Origin of the sequence: Shewanella sp. H8, assembly GCF_040285065.1 — a bacterium.
GTDB lineage: Bacteria > Pseudomonadota > Gammaproteobacteria > Enterobacterales > Shewanellaceae > Shewanella > Shewanella polaris.
The window spans coordinates 4,157,159-4,177,111 of sequence record NZ_CP157213.1 but is presented as its reverse complement, the minus strand read 5'-3'; the positions used below and the strand labels follow the sequence as shown (position 1 = coordinate 4,177,111).

Annotated in this window: 11 protein-coding genes; 4 read left to right on the top strand and 7 right to left on the bottom strand. The window is 41.1% G+C overall.

Annotated features, from left to right (window positions below; all coding sequences use genetic code 11):
- Positions 1 to 169: 169 nt before the first annotated feature.
- From lpdA to ABIS04_RS18130, 3 genes are all read left to right on the top strand, one after another.
- Positions 170 to 1,600: a dihydrolipoyl dehydrogenase gene (gene lpdA / locus ABIS04_RS18140; protein ID WP_350431993.1), complete on the top strand. Its 1,431-nt coding sequence runs from the start codon at positions 170 to 172 to the stop codon at positions 1,598 to 1,600.
- 327 nt (positions 1,601 to 1,927) lie between these two features.
- Positions 1,928 to 6,403, top strand: a complete 4,476-nt coding sequence (locus ABIS04_RS18135) for an EAL domain-containing protein (protein WP_350431992.1) — start codon at positions 1,928 to 1,930, stop codon at positions 6,401 to 6,403.
- Between the two features lie 97 nt (positions 6,404 to 6,500).
- Positions 6,501 to 8,765, top strand: a complete 2,265-nt coding sequence (locus ABIS04_RS18130; RefSeq protein WP_350431991.1) for a patatin-like phospholipase family protein — start codon at positions 6,501 to 6,503, stop codon at positions 8,763 to 8,765.
- 265 nt (positions 8,766 to 9,030) lie between these two features.
- Here the strand turns inward: ABIS04_RS18130 and hxpB are convergent, their stop codons facing one another.
- On the bottom strand, positions 9,031 to 9,702 hold the full coding sequence (hxpB, locus tag ABIS04_RS18125) for a hexitol phosphatase HxpB (protein WP_350433472.1): 672 nt from the start codon (positions 9,700 to 9,702) through the stop codon (positions 9,031 to 9,033).
- Positions 9,703 to 10,105: 403 nt separating this feature from the next.
- On the opposite strand from hxpB, the gene acnB reads away from it, so the two are divergent.
- On the top strand, positions 10,106 to 12,703 hold the full coding sequence (acnB, locus tag ABIS04_RS18120; RefSeq protein WP_350431990.1) for a bifunctional aconitate hydratase 2/2-methylisocitrate dehydratase: 2,598 nt from the start codon (positions 10,106 to 10,108) through the stop codon (positions 12,701 to 12,703).
- Between the two features lie 811 nt (positions 12,704 to 13,514).
- Here the strand turns inward: acnB and ABIS04_RS18115 are convergent.
- From ABIS04_RS18115 to ABIS04_RS18090, 6 genes are all read right to left on the bottom strand, one after another.
- Complete coding sequence (locus tag ABIS04_RS18115; RefSeq protein WP_350431989.1) at positions 13,515 to 15,152, bottom strand: serine hydrolase domain-containing protein; 1,638 nt, start codon at positions 15,150 to 15,152, stop codon at positions 13,515 to 13,517.
- A 1,274-nt stretch (positions 15,153 to 16,426) separates the two neighbouring features.
- A complete protein-coding gene (locus ABIS04_RS18110) occupies positions 16,427 to 16,648 on the bottom strand; it encodes a hypothetical protein (RefSeq protein WP_350431988.1) in 222 nt (73 codons plus the stop codon).
- 126 nt (positions 16,649 to 16,774) lie between these two features.
- Positions 16,775 to 17,161, bottom strand: a complete 387-nt coding sequence (locus ABIS04_RS18105) for a gamma-butyrobetaine hydroxylase-like domain-containing protein (protein WP_137224730.1) — start codon at positions 17,159 to 17,161, stop codon at positions 16,775 to 16,777.
- Positions 17,162 to 17,305: 144 nt separating this feature from the next.
- On the bottom strand, positions 17,306 to 18,631 hold the full coding sequence (gene hslU, locus ABIS04_RS18100; protein WP_137224732.1) for an HslU--HslV peptidase ATPase subunit: 1,326 nt from the start codon (positions 18,629 to 18,631) through the stop codon (positions 17,306 to 17,308).
- A gap of 25 nt (positions 18,632 to 18,656) precedes the next feature.
- Positions 18,657 to 19,181: an ATP-dependent protease subunit HslV gene (gene hslV, locus ABIS04_RS18095; protein WP_137224734.1), complete on the bottom strand. Its 525-nt coding sequence runs from the start codon at positions 19,179 to 19,181 to the stop codon at positions 18,657 to 18,659.
- Positions 19,182 to 19,351: 170 nt separating this feature from the next.
- Positions 19,352 to 19,951 (bottom strand): SPOR domain-containing protein, encoded by a 600-nt coding sequence (locus ABIS04_RS18090; RefSeq protein WP_140235327.1) that lies wholly within the window; start codon positions 19,949 to 19,951, stop codon positions 19,352 to 19,354.
- Positions 19,952 to 19,953: the final 2 nt, after the last annotated feature.

Here is a 19,953-nt window from a genome sequence, read left to right as displayed (position 1 = left end):
AATATGGCCGCTCTAATAGAGTGGCCTTTTTTATGTCGATGATTATCACTAATGTTTGATTGTGATCGTCATCAAACAAAGGGTAAAATGCGGTCAGCTATCACAATCTGACCACATTGATTGTTGAATCGGTTTTGTTCGCCAACATATGCAAAGAATAGAGGAAAACATGAGTAACGAAATTAAAACTCAGGTAGTTGTATTAGGATCAGGCCCTGCAGGCTATTCAGCAGCATTCCGTGCAGCTGATTTAGGTTTAGATGCCATTATCGTTGAACGTTTTAGCACCCTAGGTGGTGTATGTTTGAACGTAGGTTGTATCCCATCTAAAGCATTACTACACATTGCTAAAGTGATTGAAGAAGCTAAATCAGCTGCGAGTCACGGTGTGGTATTTGGTGAGCCAACAATCGATTTAGAAAAATTACGCGGCTTTAAAGACAAAGTTGTTGGTCAGTTAACGGGCGGATTAGGCGGAATGTCTAAAATGCGTAAAGTTAACGTGGTTAACGGTTTTGGTAAGTTCACTGGCCCTAACAGCCTAGAAGTGACGGCTGAAGACGGTACTGTTACTGTGGTTCAGTTTGAGCAAGCTATTATTGCGGCAGGCTCTCGTCCAATTAAACTGCCATTTATCCCCCATGACGATCCACGTATTTGGGATTCGACTGACGCACTAGAATTGAAAGAAGTGCCTGGTAAGTTATTGGTAATGGGCGGTGGTATTATTGGTCTAGAAATGGGTACTGTGTATTCATCTTTAGGCAGCCAAATTGACGTGGTTGAAATGTTTGACCAAGTTATCCCTGCAGCAGATAAAGACGTTGTTCGAGTATTCACTAAACAAATTAAGAAGAAGTTTAACCTTATTCTTGAAACTAAAGTGACGGCTGTAGAAGCTAAAGAAGACGGTATCTACGTCACAATGGAAGGCAAGAAAGCACCTGCTGAACCTGTTCGTTACGATGCTGTATTAGTGGCAATTGGTCGTTCACCTAATGGTAAGTTAATTGCTGCTGAAAAAGCGGGTGTAAATGTTGATGAGCGTGGCTTTATCAATGTAGACAAGCAATTACGTACCAACGTGCCACACATTTATGCAATTGGTGACATCGTTGGTCAACCAATGTTAGCTCACAAAGGTGTGCATGAAGGTCATGTAGCGGCTGAAGTAATTGCGGGTATGAAGCATTACTTTGACCCTAAAGTGATTCCATCGATTGCTTATACTGATCCAGAAGTAGCATGGGTTGGTCTAACTGAGAAAGAAGCCAAAGAGCAAGGTATTGCTTTTGAAACGTCTACTTTCCCTTGGGCTGCAAGTGGCCGCGCCATTGCATCAGATTGCAGTGAAGGTATGACCAAGTTAATATTCGACAAAGATACTCATCGTATAATCGGTGGTGCTGTTGTTGGTGTTAACGGTGGTGAATTGTTAGGTGAAATTGGCCTAGCGATTGAAATGGGTTGTGATGCTGAAGACTTAGCATTAACGATTCATGCTCACCCAACCTTACATGAATCAGTTGGTTTAGCGGCTGAAATGTATGAAGGTTCAATTACTGATCTACCTAACCCGAAAGCGGTTAAGAAGAAGTAATTTACGCTGACGATATAGCGATAAACAAGCACTCCATCTAGGGGGGTGCTTTTTTTTGCCTGTAGTTTGATTTTTAGACTAGTGTTATAGATGAGTATTACTTTCTCTACCGAATAATGTTAAAACATTAATAATGTTTATAAAACTACTCGAGAATGCCCTAAAAAAAGTTTGTTAATTGTTATTTTTTTGGTGTAGATGATTATACTATAACTTCACTTACTGAGGCATTAAACCAATATGTTGGTTGGTGTCGTTGTTATTCCGTTTATCAGTAAATCATGGCGATTAGTAAACATATTATCTTTTGAGGTCTAGGCTTAATTTATGAACAGAGCGGTAATCTATTGGTTAGTCTGTATAGGGTTTAATCTGCTCGCCGCTATACCTGCTAATGCAGGGGATGTAGTACAGCGAGTATTTACTGCGCGAGATGGATTAGCCAATGCGATAATTCAAGATATTAGCTTTGACCATTATGGGTTTGTTTGGCTCGCTACTCAACAAGGTCTGTATCGGGTTAGTAATAGCAAAGTAAGGCGTATTGATAAAGTCGGTTTTTATTCTGTACTTGATGACGAACTCATCACTACAGTGGTAAATGCTGGTCAAGATCATTTGCTTATCGGCAGCAATAGCTCATTATATTTATACAGTATTTTAGATAATCACTTTAGCTTATTGCTTAAACCTAAAGATAATGACGTCACTAATATTAACAACAGTATTCGTGTAGTGGCAACTCAGCGTCAGCTCGATGGGCGATTACTTATATTAGCCTATTCGGGACAAGTCTATTATTTTGATGATGTTTCTCAACAATTGTCTTTATCTGCAAGCCACTCATTAGATCATCAATTACCTTGGCGCAACGCGCTAGAATTACACTCATCTCAATATCTATTTTCAACCGATCATTTATTGGAACTTCATCAGGCCGATGGGGCGTTTATCGGCGCATTTCCATGGACAGATCAAAATGGTTCGATTAGGGAATTGTTCCAAGATAAACAGCATCGAATATGGATGTTGACTTCTAAAGGATTATTTAGCGTTGATGTCGAGAATTTACGTTTACAACCCGTGACTAACATCCCATATTACGTCGATAAGATGGAACAAGACCTTGATGGCAACTTGTGGATATCGAGTCGGACAGGGCTTATTTTTTGGAACCCATCTAATGATACATTTACACTTTATCATGATGAACTTAAACAAAGTGCCAATATTGATTATATTCACGATATGGCAGTTGATGCCGATGGTCTATTGTGGGTTGGTGGTTCTGGCGATGGTCTTGCGGTCATTGCTGGTAAGCCTAAGTTTTTAATTGAAGATTATTCTAAAGCCCCACCTTATCAATTGGATAATGAAATGGTGTGGTCAATATACAGCGAAGGTGATCAGTTGTGGATGGGGACCGATGGTGGCTTATCTGTGGTCGATACTCAGAACCAAACGTCAACAATGATCACTCCGCCAGGGTTTGAACTTAATGACAGTATTTACCGAATTGAATCGCTAGATGAACAGAATCTCGTATTAGCCTCATCAAGCGGGCTTTATGTGGTGAATAAAATCACTAATGTTAGTTCTAATTTTGCTAGTTGGAGTGGCGGTAAAGAGTCACTGAAAGATAAAGTAGTCATTGGTATTTATCATGATGAATTTTATAGCGATGTGATTTGGTTCGGGACCAATCATGGATTGTATTATTGGAAAGAGGGTAATACTGATCTGAAGCTACAAGCGTTATCAAATGGTCAACAGTCACTGATTAATACTTGGTATAAAGCCATGCTGAGAGATGATGCTGATCGTTTATGGCTAAGTGGTGGTAAGCATTTTGGTTATTTAACTGCGGCTGGTGAATATGTTTCAAAGTTGGACGTGTTTACTAATTTTACTAACCTTCCTACGATGAATAGCTTTATGCAAGTAGCCCCAAGTATTATGTGGTTAGGCACTTCCCAGCATGGTATTTATCAATACAATACAAAAACCGATGAGCTTATCTCGCTTGATCAACAATGGAAGATCGATTGTAAAGTGGTGTTCTTTTTTCAAGATACCACTACAGACCACATTGTAGGTTGTGCTAGTGCCATTATTAAAGTGAATAAAAAGTCCGGTAAAGTCAGTTCATTTAGTCATCAAGATGGGTTAATTTCTGACGAATTTAATGAATCAGCAAAATTTTATGATCCTAATAAAGGTTTCTTCATTGGTACGCCTGATGGGGCAATGTTAATCGATCTTGATACATTGGCGCCTCGCACCATCAGTGACAAAGTCATACTCGAATCTGTATCTGTATTTTACGAAAATAATACCGCAGTTTATTTAATACCAAGTCAACTCACTCAAGTCGAGCCGGGCGCTAGCTTAATTAGTTTTCAAATCGCATTACTCGATTATCTTGATGATAAACCGATGGCCATACAGTACCGACTCGCTAAGGATGATAATGCGGCAGGAAACTACGTGTTATTAGAAGGCCAGTCGCAAATTAATATTACAGGGTTAAGTGCCGGGGCGTATGTACTTGAACTCTTGTACAAAAGAAATGGTGTTTGGTCAAGTGAACCATTCCAATATCAATTTGCCGTAAAGCAGCTTTGGTGGCGCACTCAGCAATTTGAAGTAGCCTTCATTTTTAGTATTTTGTTAATTGTTTCTATTATGTTGTTGTTTAGGCAGCGACAAGTGCATCGCTTTAAACAAATTAACCATGCATTAGTTGAAAGTGATGAGCGCTTACATCAAGCCTTAAAAGGCAGCGATTCTGATTTATGGGAGTGGCATGATTCTACTCAAATGTTGTCGCTAGATAACCAGAGTGGTGTGTTAGGACCAGAGCATAATATTAGTGTCAAACTAGAGGATATACCCATACACGTAGACGATGTTGATCGGATGCAATCTGTCTGGAAAGACCTTATAACAGGTCAAGAAGAAATGATTGATGCCGAGTACCGATATCGCAATCAGTATGATCACCAATGGCATTGGCTACGGATTAAAGGCAGAGCGATTAAATTTGATCCCAGTAGTGGTCGTGTGACTCATGCTGCGGGTATGTATACTGATATATCGCAACAACGTGAGCTGGAAAGCGAAGTCAATTTGTTAGCTCAGGCTTTTGAAAATACCTCCGAAGGAGTGCTGATATTAGATGCTGATAAAAATATTAAAATTAGTAATGCGGCAGCTAATTTAATTTTAACCTCTAAAAATAGTGATTTAGCTGGCAAGCATTTTGCCGATTTGGTGTTTGCAACACCAGAGCCGTTCGATATGCAGGATGTGTTTGATAAAGAACATTTTTGGACTGGAGAGTGCGAGTTTAACTGTATTGATGGCAGTCGCTGTCCTGTATGGGTAAATGTATCGACGATGCTCAGTGTTAATGGTGCAGCATTGCATTATGTGGTGGTTTTTTCTGATATCACCGAACGTAAACACAATGAGTTGCACTTACGTCGTTTGGCTAACAGCGATACGTTAACCGGTTTAGCTAATAGGGCGATGTTTTCTCGTCGACTGGGCGAAGCAATTGAAACCGCTAAAAAGCACAAAGAAACCTTAGCACTACTTTTTCTAGATCTTGATCGCTTTAAACATGTTAATGATTCATACGGTCATAGTATGGGCGATGCATTATTAGTTGAAGCGGCTAATCGGCTTCAGTCTTGCTTGTCAGAAAAGCATTTATTATGCCGTTTTGGTGGTGATGAATTTGTGCTTTTGCTTCGTGACGCAAACGATGTCGACAGCATTAATCACATAGCGACACAATTACTAAAACAAATCGAAATGCCATTCAAACTGTATGGTAGAGAGTTTTTTATCTCGACCAGTATCGGGATTAGCATTTGGTCTGATGATGATCAAACTCCTGAAACCTTAATTAAAAATGCTGATTTAGCCATGTATCATGCTAAAGAAGAAGGCCGTGGTAATTTTCAATATTACTCCGCTGAGCGTAACGCAGAAGCCTTATATCATTTGCGCTTAGAAGCTGATTTGCACCGAGCAGTACAATGCAACGAATTTGAATTGTACTATCAACCTCAAATTGATGTTCAGCAACAAAATCGCTTAGTCGGCGTAGAAGCATTAATTCGTTGGCAACATCCAAAAGATGGCATGGTTAACCCCGATGTATTTATTGGTATAGCTGAATCGTGCGGCCTTATTGTGGAGATTGATCGCTGGGTGCTAACTCAAGCTTGTATCGATGGTGCTTACTGGCATCGACAGTATCAAAGTGAGATAAAAGTATCAGTTAACGTATCTGCTATGCACTTTAGACAACCAGATTTTATCGACTTTTTAACTGCGACATTGCATAAAACTGGCATGCCTGCTCATTGCTTGTCGATGGAAATTACTGAAGGTGTATTGATGAAAGAGATTGATATTGCCAGTCAGCATTTGCTCGCTTTGAAGCAGTTAGGTATTGATGTTGCCATAGATGATTTTGGGACTGGTTACTCCTCTCTTGCTTATTTACGCTCATTCCAAGTTAATGTCCTAAAAGTTGATCGCTGCTTTTTAATCCATATTGATACTAACAAAGCAGATCAAGCTATCTTGAGCAGTATTATTGAATTAGCACGAAATTTATCCCTTGAAGTGATTGCAGAAGGGGTTGAATCGGAACAGCAATTGAATCAAGTTGTTCAGCGAGGATGTCATATTATTCAGGGTTATTATTTCGCTAAGCCTATGCCCAAAAACGAGATTGAACATAAAATAAAACAACAAATGTTGATTGATATGTCACGCGATGTTTAACGATACTGATTGTAATATTGTTGGTGCCATTCACTAGTATAGGTATTGGTTAAATTTTGTTAGAATGAGTCGTTTTTACTTACTTTCGGAATGATTTATGCAACAAATTTTGCGCCTTAACTTGTTTACTTGGTTTTTGGCTAGCTGTATTTGCTTTAGCTTGGTAGTACAACCTGTACATGCGGCTAAAAAAACGGCTAAAGAAAGACCTACCATTGGCTTAGTGCTCAGTGGTGGTGGTGCAAAAGGTGCTGCACATATCGGTGTGTTGAAAGTATTAGAAAAGTATCATATCCCAGTAGATTATATCGCTGGTACCAGTATTGGTGCATACGTCGCCGGTATGTATGCGCTGGGCTATAACGCGGATCAAATTGAAGAATTAATGCTTAATGGCCAATGGTCAAAAGGTTATTCCGATACCATTCCTCGTGACAAATTAAGTTACCGAGACAAGCAACAGCGCGATCAATTTAATATCCCTCTTACGGTTGGCTACAACGATAATCGCTTAACGTCGCCAAGCGGATTGTTGCGTGGCCAAAGCATGTCGCAGTTACTGCGTCATTCAACGGGATTAGTTGAACAGTTTGGCGACTTTGATGAGTTGGCTATTCCTTATCGGGCTGTAGCAACTGACTTAGCAACCAGCGAAGCGGTGGTATTATCAAGCGGCAGTATAGTACAAGCAATGCAAGCCTCAGCCACTGTACCAGGAGCATTGCAACCAGCATTGATTAATGGTCGTTTACTCGTTGATGGCGGGATTGCTAACAATATGCCTATTGATGTAGTGAAAGCCATGGGCGCAGATATTATTATTGCAGTTGATATTGGTTCTGCATTGACTAAACAAGAAAACTTAGACAGTACCATTGCTGTGCTAGAACAACTTTCTACTATTTTGACTCAAGCCAGTACCGCCCGCCAAAAAACCTTACTGACGTCTGGCGATATTTTAATTCGTCCAGCCATTGATAGCTTAAGTACTACCGATTTTTCAATCATGCCATTAGCACTTAAATTAGGTGAAGATGCCGCCATATTAGAGTTGGTGAAGTTAGAGCCGCTTGGGATTAGTGAACACGATTATTTGGCTTACCAAGCGAGTAAATTACAACAAAGTTTATTGTGGGTAGATCCTCTTAAAAAACCCATTTATAAAATCGCCTTCGATAACCAGTCAAAAGTCAGTGAGAAATTATTGCGAGATCGCTTAGGGATTGTCGAAGGGGTTGCACTCAGTAAAGATGAATTAGATTCCGCCCTTAATCGTGTGTATTCGCTGAATAAATTTGAGCGTGTCGATGCCGAATTTGAAGATGTTGAACAAGGCCGAATTTTAACGATTACCACCAAAGCAAAATCATGGGGTCCGAATTATTTCCAAGCAGGTTTTAACTGGGAAGATGACTTCACTCTCGACTCAGCGATTACATTAAGTCTAGCGTATACCATGACCGACTTAACTGAAAATGGCGGAGAGTGGCGTAACGAATTAGAACTAGGGTTTAAAAAATTAGTCGCGACGGAATTTTATCAACCATTAGATCGTGATCAAACATTTTATAGCCTAGCGAGATTCCAATATGAAATGAAAGATTGGGATTTGTTTAATCAAGATGGCAGTTATGTTGAGCTCGAACATAATGTGGCTCAAATTGTTTTAGGTACGGGTTATAATTTTAATTCAGATGGCATTATCGAACTAGGCTTTGTTGCGGAAGATGGGCGAGTCAGCAGTGAGTTTGGTTCGGTTGATTCACTTAGTTATCATTCAACCGGCGGTTATTTTAAAATTGCCTATGACAATTTAAACAGTATTAGTTTCCCAACAGAAGGAAATCGAATTACCTTTGTCAGTTATTTTCGAGATGAATCGTACAGCGGATTAACTAATGTCGATACAACCTTTAGTGACGATCTCGCTTGGCAATTTGAGGCGGATTGGAAGGGTGCATTAAAACTCGGCAACCATGCCATTGTGGGCAAAATGGAGTTGGCTACTGTTGAAAATGATGGTGACTTTACCTTACACGTTGCCGATTTAGGCGGGTTCTTAAACTTGTCTGGTTATCGTAAAGATACCCTAGCAGGCGCTCATAAAGTATTTGGCGCAGTGATTTATCAATATGATCTTGGCCGTGACGTATTGATCACCGATTTACCTTTGTATTTAGGCACAAGCCTTGAAGCTGGTAATGTGTGGTTTGATCGTGATGATGTGGATTTAGACGATTTGATTTTTGCCAGCAGTTTGTATTTAGGTACTGATACTGACTGGGGCCCTGCGGCATTAGGGTTTGGTTTTACTGACAGCGGTGAAACAGCATTCTATTTATTTGTGGGTAAAAACTTTTAGGCTAGAGGCTATACAAGCTATAAGCCTAGTGGCTAGAGCGCTTCGCTGCTAGAGGCTATACAAGCTAAGAGCCTAGTTGCTAGAACGCTTCGCAGCTAGAGGCTATACAAGCTATAAGCCTAGAGCGCTTCGCTGCTAGAGGTTATACGAGCTAAAAAAGTCTAGATGCTAGAGCGCTTCGCTGCTAGAGGCTATACAAGCTAAAAGCCTAGAAGCTAGGACGTTGCAGAGGCTATTAAATCTTAGCAGCGCAGCGACCTAGAACCTAGCAGGACGTATTCCGCTCTAGCAGCGCAGGTAGTAATCCTGCATGCGCCAACTGATGATGTGCAATAACCCATTTAGTTTGATTGACGGTATGAGGTGCAGGAATCGCCACGGTTTGCATACTGGCTGCTCGTGCGGCAATTAAACCATTAAACGAGTCTTCAATAGCGATGCATTGACTCGGTGGCACGCCAAGCCCTTTAGCACAATTCAAATAAACTTCTGGATGTGGTTTGCCATACTCTAGATTTTCAGCAGATTCAATCGCATCAAAATAATGGCCTATGGCCAGTTTATGCAGCACAGCTTCAATAATTAATGACGACGAAGATGTTGCTAACCCTATTTTAAGCCCTAAACGTTTACAGGCGTCTAGCGACTCAATGACACCTCGCATCGGTTCACCATTGGCATTGATTTGGGCGATAACTTCATTAACAATTTTATTTGCCGAGGCTGTGTTGTCGTAATTTGGCCAAGGAAAACGTTGGTACCAATAGCTAACTACATGATCAATGCGCAAGCCAGTAGTTTGTTCTATTTCTTCGAGGCTGAGATTTAACCCAAAACTATTTAGTACAGTTTGCTCGGCTAACTGCCAAACGGGTTCGGAATCAATTAATACTCCATCCATATCAAAAATAACGGCTTTTATTTGGGTCGACACAATACTGGCTCCATAAACGGCATAACCTTTAGCGTTAATTATTACTTTGTTGCTGATGAGACACAATCAAAACAGACTTTTTTAAAAAATATTTCATTTAAAAAAGTGGATATTTCATTGTGTATAGTTTAATCAGTGGGTGTTGCGTAAGTTAATGTATTTAAGTGTTTTTTAGGCTATTTCAAACTATTGTCTAATTTTAATTTATTTAACTTCCCGCTAAATTGATTGTTAGGTTGATAAATCGCGTTGATTTCATACCTCCGATAGTGTGAGCTGATTCATACTTTTGTAAAGCTGTAGTATACTGGAGGTCGGATTTCAAGCCCGAACCAGTGGAATTATCAGCGTAATCATAATGACGTTGAGTTTCGCCGTTAGGCGTCAAACAAAGAGGAATGTTGCCGTGCTAAAAGCATATCGTAAACACGTCGCAGAACGTGCTGCAGAGGGTGTAGTCCCTAAGCCATTAAATGCACAACAAGTGGCTGAACTGGTTAAGTTATTTGAAACACCACCAGCAGGTGAAGAGGCATTCATCCTCGACTTGCTCGAAAATCGTATTCCACCAGGAGTAGATGAAGCTGCCTATGTAAAAGCCGCTTTCCTTGATGCTGTCGCTAAAGGCACAGTGTCATCTCCAATATTAAGCACAGAACACGCTGTTAAACTGCTTGGCACTATGCAAGGCGGTTACAACATTGAGCCGTTAATCGACCAACTAGACAATGCTAAATTGGCACCTTTAGCCGTTACAGCACTGTCTAATACCTTGTTGATGTTTGATTCATACCACGATGTTGTTGAAAAAATGCAAGCGGGTAATGATTTTGCTAAGCAAGTGGTTGAAGCTTGGGCCAATGCAGATTGGTTCTTAAATCGTCCAAAATTGACTGACAAAGTTACATTAACTGTTTTCAAAGTGTCTGGTGAAACCAACACTGATGATTTGTCTCCTGCGCCAGATGCATGGTCTCGTCCAGATATTCCATTACACGCATTAGCAATGTTAAAAAATGCGCGTGACGGTATTGTGCCTGATGAATCAGGTGTTGTGGGTCCAATCAAAGAAATCGAAGCGTTAAAAGGTAAAGGTCATCCTTTAGTTTACGTTGGTGATGTTGTCGGTACGGGTTCTTCACGTAAATCTGCCACTAACTCAGTGTTATGGTTTATGGGTGATGACATTCCTTTTGTTCCTAACAAGCGTGCTGGTGGCTTCTGTCTAGGCAACAAAATTGCGCCTATTTTCTTCAACACCATGGAAGATGCAGGTGCATTACCGATCGAACTAAACGTTGATAAAATGGATACCGGTGATGTTATCGATATCTACCCTTATGAAGGTGTTGTTAAACGTGGTGGCACTGATGAAGTCATCTCTACGTTCGAATTAAAAACTGAAGTATTGTTAGATGAAGTTCGTGCTGGTGGTCGTATTCCGTTGATCATTGGTCGTGGCCTTACTGACCGTGCGCGTGAAACCTTAGGTCTTGAAGCATCGAAAGTATTCGTTCGTCCACAAGACATCGCCGCTTCTGATAAAGGTTTTACTTTAGCTCAGAAAATGGTTGGTAAAGCATGTGGCGTATCAGGTGTTCGTCCTGGTCAATACTGCGAACCTAAGATGACTTCTGTTGGTTCACAAGACACTACCGGCCCTATGACACGTGATGAGTTAAAAGACTTAGCATGTTTAGGCTTTAGTGCTGATTTAACCATGCAGTCATTCTGTCACACTGCGGCTTATCCAAAGCCTGTTGATGTTACGACTCACCACACATTACCGGATTTCATTATGAACCGTGGTGGTGTTGCTTTACGTCCAGGTGACGGGGTTATTCACTCGTGGTTAAACCGTATGTTATTACCTGATACCGTAGGTACTGGTGGTGATTCACATACTCGTTTCCCTATTGGTATTTCATTTCCAGCGGGTTCTGGTTTAGTGGCATTTGCTGCTGCAACAGGTGTCATGCCTCTTGATATGCCTGAGTCAGTGCTAGTGCGCTTTAAAGGCGAAATGCAACCTGGTATTACCTTACGTGATTTAGTCCATGCTATCCCATTAAAAGCAATTGAAATGGGTCTGCTAACGGTTGAGAAGAAAGGCAAGATCAATGCTTTCTCTGGCCGCGTATTAGAAATCGAAGGTCTTGAAAAACTTAAAGTTGAACAAGCATTCGAATTATCTGATGCATCTGCTGAGCGTTCAGCGGCAGGTTGTAGCATTAAGCTAGACAAAGAGCCTATCATCGAATATCTAACCTCTAACATCGTGATGTTAAAGTGGATGATTGCAGAAGGTTATGGCGATCGTCGTACGATTGAACGTCGTATTAAAGCGATGGAAGAATGGATTGCTAACCCAGAGTTGATGAAAGCTGATAAAGATGCAGAATATGCTGAAATTATCGAAATCGACTTAAACGACATCAAAGAGCCAATCCTTTGTGCACCAAACGATCCTGATGATGCAGTATTATTATCAAGTGTTGCACAAACTAAGATTGACGAAGTGTTTGTTGGTTCTTGTATGACAAACATCGGTCACTTCCGTGCGACCGGTAAGATGTTAGAAAAGTTTGCTACAACATTACCGACTCGTTTATGGATTGCACCACCAACTAAGATGGATCGCGATCAATTAACGGAAGAAGGCTATTACGCCATCTTCGGTCGTGTTGGCGCACGTATCGAGATCCCTGGTTGTTCTCTATGTATGGGTAACCAAGCACGTGTTGCAGAAGGTGCTACTGTAGTATCAACTTCAACTCGTAACTTCCCTAACCGTTTAGGTACTGGCGCAAACGTTTACTTAGCATCAGCTGAGTTAGCAGCAGTAGCAGCGTTATTGGGTCGTTTACCTTCAGTAGAAGAGTATCAAAACTACGCTAAAGAATTAGATGCAACTGCAGCTGACACTTACCGTTACTTGAACTTCGACCAAATCGATTCTTACACTAAGAAAGCCGACAGCGTGATTTTCCAAGCCGCGCTATAAGCTTAAACTAGTTAACAGTTGATCAAAAATGCCAGCAGAAATGCTGGCATTTTTATTTGGTGTAAAATCATGTTGTTAGTAACTTATTTTTAGACAAAAGTGTATTAAGATATGGCCTGCGGCCACTAACGTCATGGCGCTTCGCCCACACCAGACCAAGAGGAAACTAACGGCTAAAACCAATTCGAAAATCAGCCATATCTGTTTTCCTTGTGCTTATGGCCTGCGGCCACTAACGTCGTGGCGCTTCACCCACACCAGACCAAGAGGAAACCAACGGCTGTTCCCTCTTTACTTTTTTTAAAAGAATTAGCCCAGCCGCCCCGCAACATTTTCGCTATTTACAAAACAATAGCGGCGAAAAGGTCGCCATGGGGATTGATCCAGCTTTTAACTTTATTTGTATGCTGCTTCGGTCCATCTTATTAATAAAGAGTGAAAATGCTAACGCTTCCGATGGTACATCTGATGTGAATGGATTCACGAATGTCGTAATGACAGGACGCCAAAGAACGACCTGTACCGCGAAAGCTAGCGGGCTCTGATAGATCGGATGTCTGAATGCCTTGAAGCACATGGATGTGCGAGAGAGGCCATGGCCAGCTCACGCTATTTTCTTCAACGGTCTCAAGTTCAGAGTTGAATTTTGGCTGTTCAATCGAGGAATCTAACTCATTTATGGACAGAAACGTCTTAGGTTGATCCCCTCAGACGTACTTTAACCAAAGCTTGTTAGAACTGAAGCACTTTTAATTCTAGCTGTAAGCAATTGATTATTAGATGCTTTTTCTATTGCAAGCATTGAGCTCGACTATTCAGCCAACACTTTTTTATACTGGACATGTTTAACTCGATTTGAGGACATCTTGAACCCAGTAATTACGCTTTCGGGGTTTCTTTCTATATGGATGATACCAAGGTTGCGACTGACCAGCATATCTTGTTGCACTGCATCAAGCTTAGATACCAGACTGTTACCTATATGAAGCTGTAGCTCACCGTCAATTATCTTGATGTGGTAATTGACCATTAATGCTTCACTGTAAAAATTCCCCGTAAATTGGGCTAATTGGTCGCCGTTGTAATTGGCTGGTGTGTACTCATCACATATAAAGGGATCCCGACCATTTACCGAGACTGACATTTGATTACTTTTAGGCATAAAAGTCATAATGACGTTAGCAGACACACCCATTAGCTTGAACTGCTTTTCGGAAAGAGGGGCTAAATCATATTCTCGTTCGGGGGCTGGTGATAGCTTTAACTTTCCCTGTTTAATATACACATGACGTGAATCACTTCTATCTTCACTCCAATAGTGACCAGAAAAATTCTTTAGCTGATCTGCGTTAAGTTCAATAAACTGCGGCGCACTTTCAACTTCTTTTTTGTAGAACTGATTTAAATATAGATCAGCAACTTGGCGTGCTAAACCAGTTGAATAAGCATCCTCTCTGTTCGCTAGGACAATGACTGAAAATTTTTGCTCTGGAAATCTAATCAGATTCGACTTAAAACCGCCAAACCACCCTGCGTGGTCTATCTGTTTAAGCCCTTTATAATCACTTATACGAAGCCCAGAAGCATAATCAAGTTGCTCACCGTTATTGAGCGTTCCAACGGTTGTCATTTTTTCCCAAAAGTTTTTATCAAACACTTTTTGTTGATAAAACTCATCGTCCCATTTTTTTAAATCTTCTACAGTAGTTAAAATGCCGCCATCACCAATAAGATCTAATGTTGACATGTTAATTTCGAATTCAGGTCCAGAGAAGGGGGTATATCCATAGGCTTTATTTTTCACAATACGGTTATGATTATTATGAAACCGCGTATTGTGCATCTTCAGAGGCTTAAAGATTTCATTGTCAGCGAATGAGGCCATTGAAACTCCCGTTACCTTTTGCACTATTTGTGCAAGTAACCAATAACCTGAATTACTGTATAAAAACTCCTCCCCAGGATTGAAATTAAGTGATGGTTGAGCAGTCAACCACCCCATGACCTCTGCATCATCATAGTAATCATCAGTTCGAAAACCTTTTAACTCTTTAAGGTTAAAATAATCTCTAACCCCACTAGTGTGGTGGAGCAAATGTCTTATGGTGATGTCTTTTGCATAATCTGGAAAATCTGGAAAGAAAGAGTAGAGCGAATCGTTTAAATTCAAATTTTGTTGCTGAACTAATAGGAGGATAGTCGCTGCTGTGAATTGTTTTGAGGTAGATGCAATTCTAAAAACGGTGGTTGGAGTATTAGGGACTGAGTGCTCGATATTGGCTAAGCCATATCCTTTACTGAAAATGAGTTTACCTTCTTTAATAACTGCTACAGTGCCGCCTGGCTGGTCAACTTGTTCCCATTCGGAAAAAATACTATCAATGTCAAACTGGCTAGGATCAGCAATAGCATCTGGGCGAAATGTAGAAATAACAATAAACACACTCACGAGGATTAATGATCTGATTTTTAGCAACTTAAACTCCATTTTAAAATTAGATGTCTTCTTTTAGTCCACTGTATTCTATTTTTGTTCAAAATACTTACAAGTGAACATCTCCTTGGTAACCCTTGTCCTCGATTGCAAGCCAAACTCACGACTTCTTTCTTACATCTATTCAAATAGAGTATTAAAATGTATACAAGAGTGGCTTTTTATTTAGCTATACAAAAAACTGCTGACTCGAAGATCTCCGTTTGAAGTGAACGAATGTGTAAAGCTATTTTGATCTAAAGCTTGAGACTAGTTCACATTGTAAGAGCTATTTTACAAGGGCAGCAAGACTCTCAAAAAGTTAATCGAAAAGGGAAATACTGTTGTTTTCCTCTCATCACTTTTTGCAAAAGATTAGGGGCGAAGCGACACAACGTAGTTTATTATATGACTAACAAGGTTTGGGGCATAAATGAGTTACGTATATTGCTTACAATAGTCTAAATTCAACTCTGGACTTGAGGCCGTTGAAGACAATGACGTGAGCTAGCCATGGATGGCGAGCTAGCTTTAGAGGGGAAGGGACGCCCCATCTGAAGCGTTAGCATTTTCGAATAAGGCTGAGGCAGTTACCCAATAAAGTTAAAAGCTGGATCAATCCCCATGGCGACCTTTTCGCTGTTTGAAAATGTTGCGGGGCGGCTGGGAGTTCCAAGAGGGAACAGCCGTTGGTTTCCTCTTGGTCTGGTGTGGGTGAAGCGCCACGACGTTAGTGGCCGCAGGCCATAATCTAAAAACATAATGGGGCAAAAATGGGTTACATGCCTTGCTTGTAATGGGCATGATGTAACACTGAACTTGAGGCCGTTGAAGAAAATAGCGTGAGCCTGACTGGACGTCAGGCTAGCTTTCGCGGTACAGGATGTACCATCGGAAGCGTTAGCATTTTCGAATAAAGCCGAAGAACACGAAAATGAGGTCAAAAGCTGGATCAATCCCCATGGCGACCTTTTCGCTGTTCAGAAAATGTTGCGGGCGGCTGGGAGTTCTAAGAGGGAACAGCCGTTGGTTTCCTCTTAGTCTGGTGTGGGCGAAGCGCCACGACGTTAGTGGCCGCAGGCCATATCTTAAAAAAGTTTTTGGCCCGTGCAGGGTGGAACCTTGCGATGTTAATCTGGTGTGGGCGAAGCGCCACGACGTTAGTGGCCGCAGGCCATTGTTAACACTCGCGAACCATACCCATTATTCAAAAATGCCAGCAAAATAGCTGGCATTTATAGTAGAGTCATTTAACGTTTTTGAATAATGACCACATCCTTTCTAAGAACGCTATCAACATTAACGACGCGATATGCCGCTGGTTTAACAACGACCACTTTAGTTACTGCCGTCTTATTCGTCAGAGCTTTGGCATGTCCATTGTGAAATAGTGGGGCGCAAGCACTCAAGCTTATCATTGCGAATCCCACCAATAGCATTTTAATCACCGGAAGTTGAATTGACTTTTTCATACACACCTCGGTACAAGTGAAGGTTATTACTTAATATAATCTTCTCAATGTCAATTGCCGATAGTGATGCGTAAAGTTATGCAAATATGGTGTTGAAATGAACGTCTATCGTTAAAAAGTAACGAATTATGAATACTTAATATTCATATCAATCAATGCTTCTCGTGAACCCTTTTCCGCACGCAATCTTGCTAAATACTGTTGCCATAATTCAGCCTGATTACTGCACAAGTTATAAAGCACTTGCCAAGAATACAAACCAGTATCATGACCATCATCAAAGGTGATTTTTACCGCGTAGTGGCCTACAGGTTCGAGCGCTTTAATATTAACGGCTTTCTTATGAGTCACTAATATTGGGTCGCCATGACGCTGTACTTCTGCAGAGGGCGAGAACACCCGCAGCATTTCACAACTAATGTTGTAAGTCTGGTCGTTGTCGAAAGTCACTTCGAGTAACTTAGATTGGCGTTTAAGTTTAACGCCAGTCACGTTAGGTGTTGCTTGTGTCATTGGATCACCTATAAAAAAAGGATTAACGCTAAATCGCAGATTATCATCATACGCGCGTTAATCCCATTTTTGTTATACCAGTTCGTGATATCTGCTGGCGATTTCTAATGGTCATTTATCTAACATAAATGGCCATTGAATCGATTATAAAATAAAGCGACTTAGATCTTCATCTTGTACCAAGGTATCTAGATGGTCGTTGACATAATCTGCGTCAATTATATAAGTTGAACCTGATTTTTCAGAAGCATCATAGGAAATATCTTCCATTAATTTTTCCATCACGGTATGCAACCGGCGAGCACCAATATTTTCAGTACGCTCGTTCACTTGCCATGCGGCTTCTGCAATGCGATCAATACCCGACTCAGTAAACTCTATAGTCACACCTTCAGTGTTCATTAGTGCAATACTCTGCTCAGTGAGTGAGGCAAATGGCTCTGTGAGAATACGCTTAAAATCGGCAGCGGTAAGGGCGTCTAATTCAACACGAATAGGTAAACGACCTTGAAGCTCTGGAATTAAATCTGAGGGTTTAGACATCTGGAATGCACCAGAAGCAATAAACAGAATATGGTCGGTTTTCACCATGCCGTGTTTAGTGGTTACGGTACAACCTTCCACTAATGGCAATAAGTCACGTTGTACCCCTTCACGAGATACATCGGGGCCTGAACTTTCGCCGCGCTTACAAATTTTGTCAATTTCGTCTAAAAACACAATACCATTTTGTTCAACTAGCTCGATGGCTTGTTCTTTTAAGTCTTCTTGATTGACTAATTTTGCCGCTTCATCTTCAACTAACTGCTTATAAGCATCTTTAATTTTAAGCTTTTTACGCTTAGACGTGCTCTGACCTAGATTTTGAAATAAACCTTGTAGCTGATTGGTCATTTCTTCCATGCCTGGAGGCGACATAATTTCTACGCCAATCTGAGGCGCAGCAACGTCGATTTCGATTTCTTTATCGTCTAACTGGCCTTCACGCAATTTTTTACGGAAAACCTGACGGGTGGTTGAGTCGTCTTTTTTGTCGGTTTCCCAGTCATCTTTTGGTTTTGGCAATAAGGCATCTAAAATGCGTTCTTCTGCCATTTCTTCGGCGCGATGACGGCACTTTTTCATTTGCTGTTCGCGAGTCATTTTTACCGCTGACTCAGTCAAATCTCGGATGATTTGTTCGACTTCTTTACCCACATAACCGACTTCAGTAAATTTGGTGGCTTCGACTTTAATAAAGGGTGCGTTAGCTAATTTAGCTAAGCGACGCGCTATTTCAGTTTTACCGACACCAGTAGGGCCTATCATTAGAATGTTTTTCGGCGTGACTTCATGACGAAGCTCGGGCTCTAATTGCATGCGGCGCCAGCGATTTCGAAGCGCGACTGCAACTGAGCGTTTAGCATTTTGTTGGCCGATGATATGCGAATCTAGTTCGTGAACAATTTCACGAGGTGTCATTTCAGACATAACGGTTCCTTTCTTTACGCTCGAATTAGTAGTCTAACTTTTCGATAGTTTTAAATTGGTTGGTAAACACACAAATGTCGCCTGCAATCGTTAATGATTTTTCGGCAATCTCTTCTGCGCTTAATTCGGTATTTTGCAGTAATGCTAAAGCCGATGCATGGGCATAGTTTCCGCCAGAACCAATCGCAATTAAGTCATGTTCTGGTTCAACCACGTCACCATTACCGGTAATAATTAATGATGTTTCAGGGTCAGCAACGACCAGCATAGCTTCGAGCTTTCGTAGCATTTTGTCGGTACGCCAATCTTTGGCAAGTTCTACGGCAGATTTTAATAGATGGCCTTGATGCATTTCGAGCTTGGCTTCAAAAAGCTCAAAAAGAGTAAATGCATCGGCGGTACCGCCAGCAAAACCAGCTAATACTTTGTTGTGGTAAAGGCGACGCACTTTACGCGCATTACCTTTCATTACGGTATTGCCTAAAGACACTTGGCCATCACCAGCGATGACAACTTGATTATTACGACGTACAGATACGATAGTAGTCACGGTAAATCCTCTTAACTAATACATCAACGGGGTCATTAGGGTGAATGCAATTGTTGATTGTTAAAAAGGATATGGGGTCAAAATGGCAGATATCAAGCGATGCTTAATAAAAAGCCCTGTTCAAAAGAACAGGGCGATGTGATTTATGCATTACGACTATAATAGGTTGTTTATTCCCACAACCAAATGAGACAACCATTTAAACCTGCGCTCTGCATTTTATGACGATTGGTTTCGGCTTCACGCTTGTTTGGGTATGGCCCCAACACCACGCGATACCATACGCCATTGGTTCCTTCACTGCGACGCACTTGCGCCTCTGCACCTTGGAAGGCAATTCTGGCTTTCATTTCATTTGCTTGTGATTCTTGCCTAAATGAGCCACATTGCATTTGATAGATGCCGCTAGACACTACGCCAGACTGAGGGACGTCGACTTCAACTTGCATATTTTCAAGTTCTTTTAAATAAGTCCATTCTTCCTGCGGTTTCGGTGGTAATGCATTTGGATCTTTCTTTACGGTTTTTTTCGGTGCTTCAGCGACCACAGCTTGTGTTGTTTTCTTCTTTGGTTGTTGAACTGGTTCCGTTGTGGCTGATGAGTCTGAGCTGCCATTAATGGACCATAAAAAATAGCCGAAACCGATGATCAATGTGAGTACCCCAAAAACAGCCAAATATGGAAAAGAGCGCTTAGGTGCTTTTTTCCGTTGTGGCGCGCGGGCTTTAGTACCCGAACGAGGTTTGCGATTTGCGTAGTCACGACTCATGA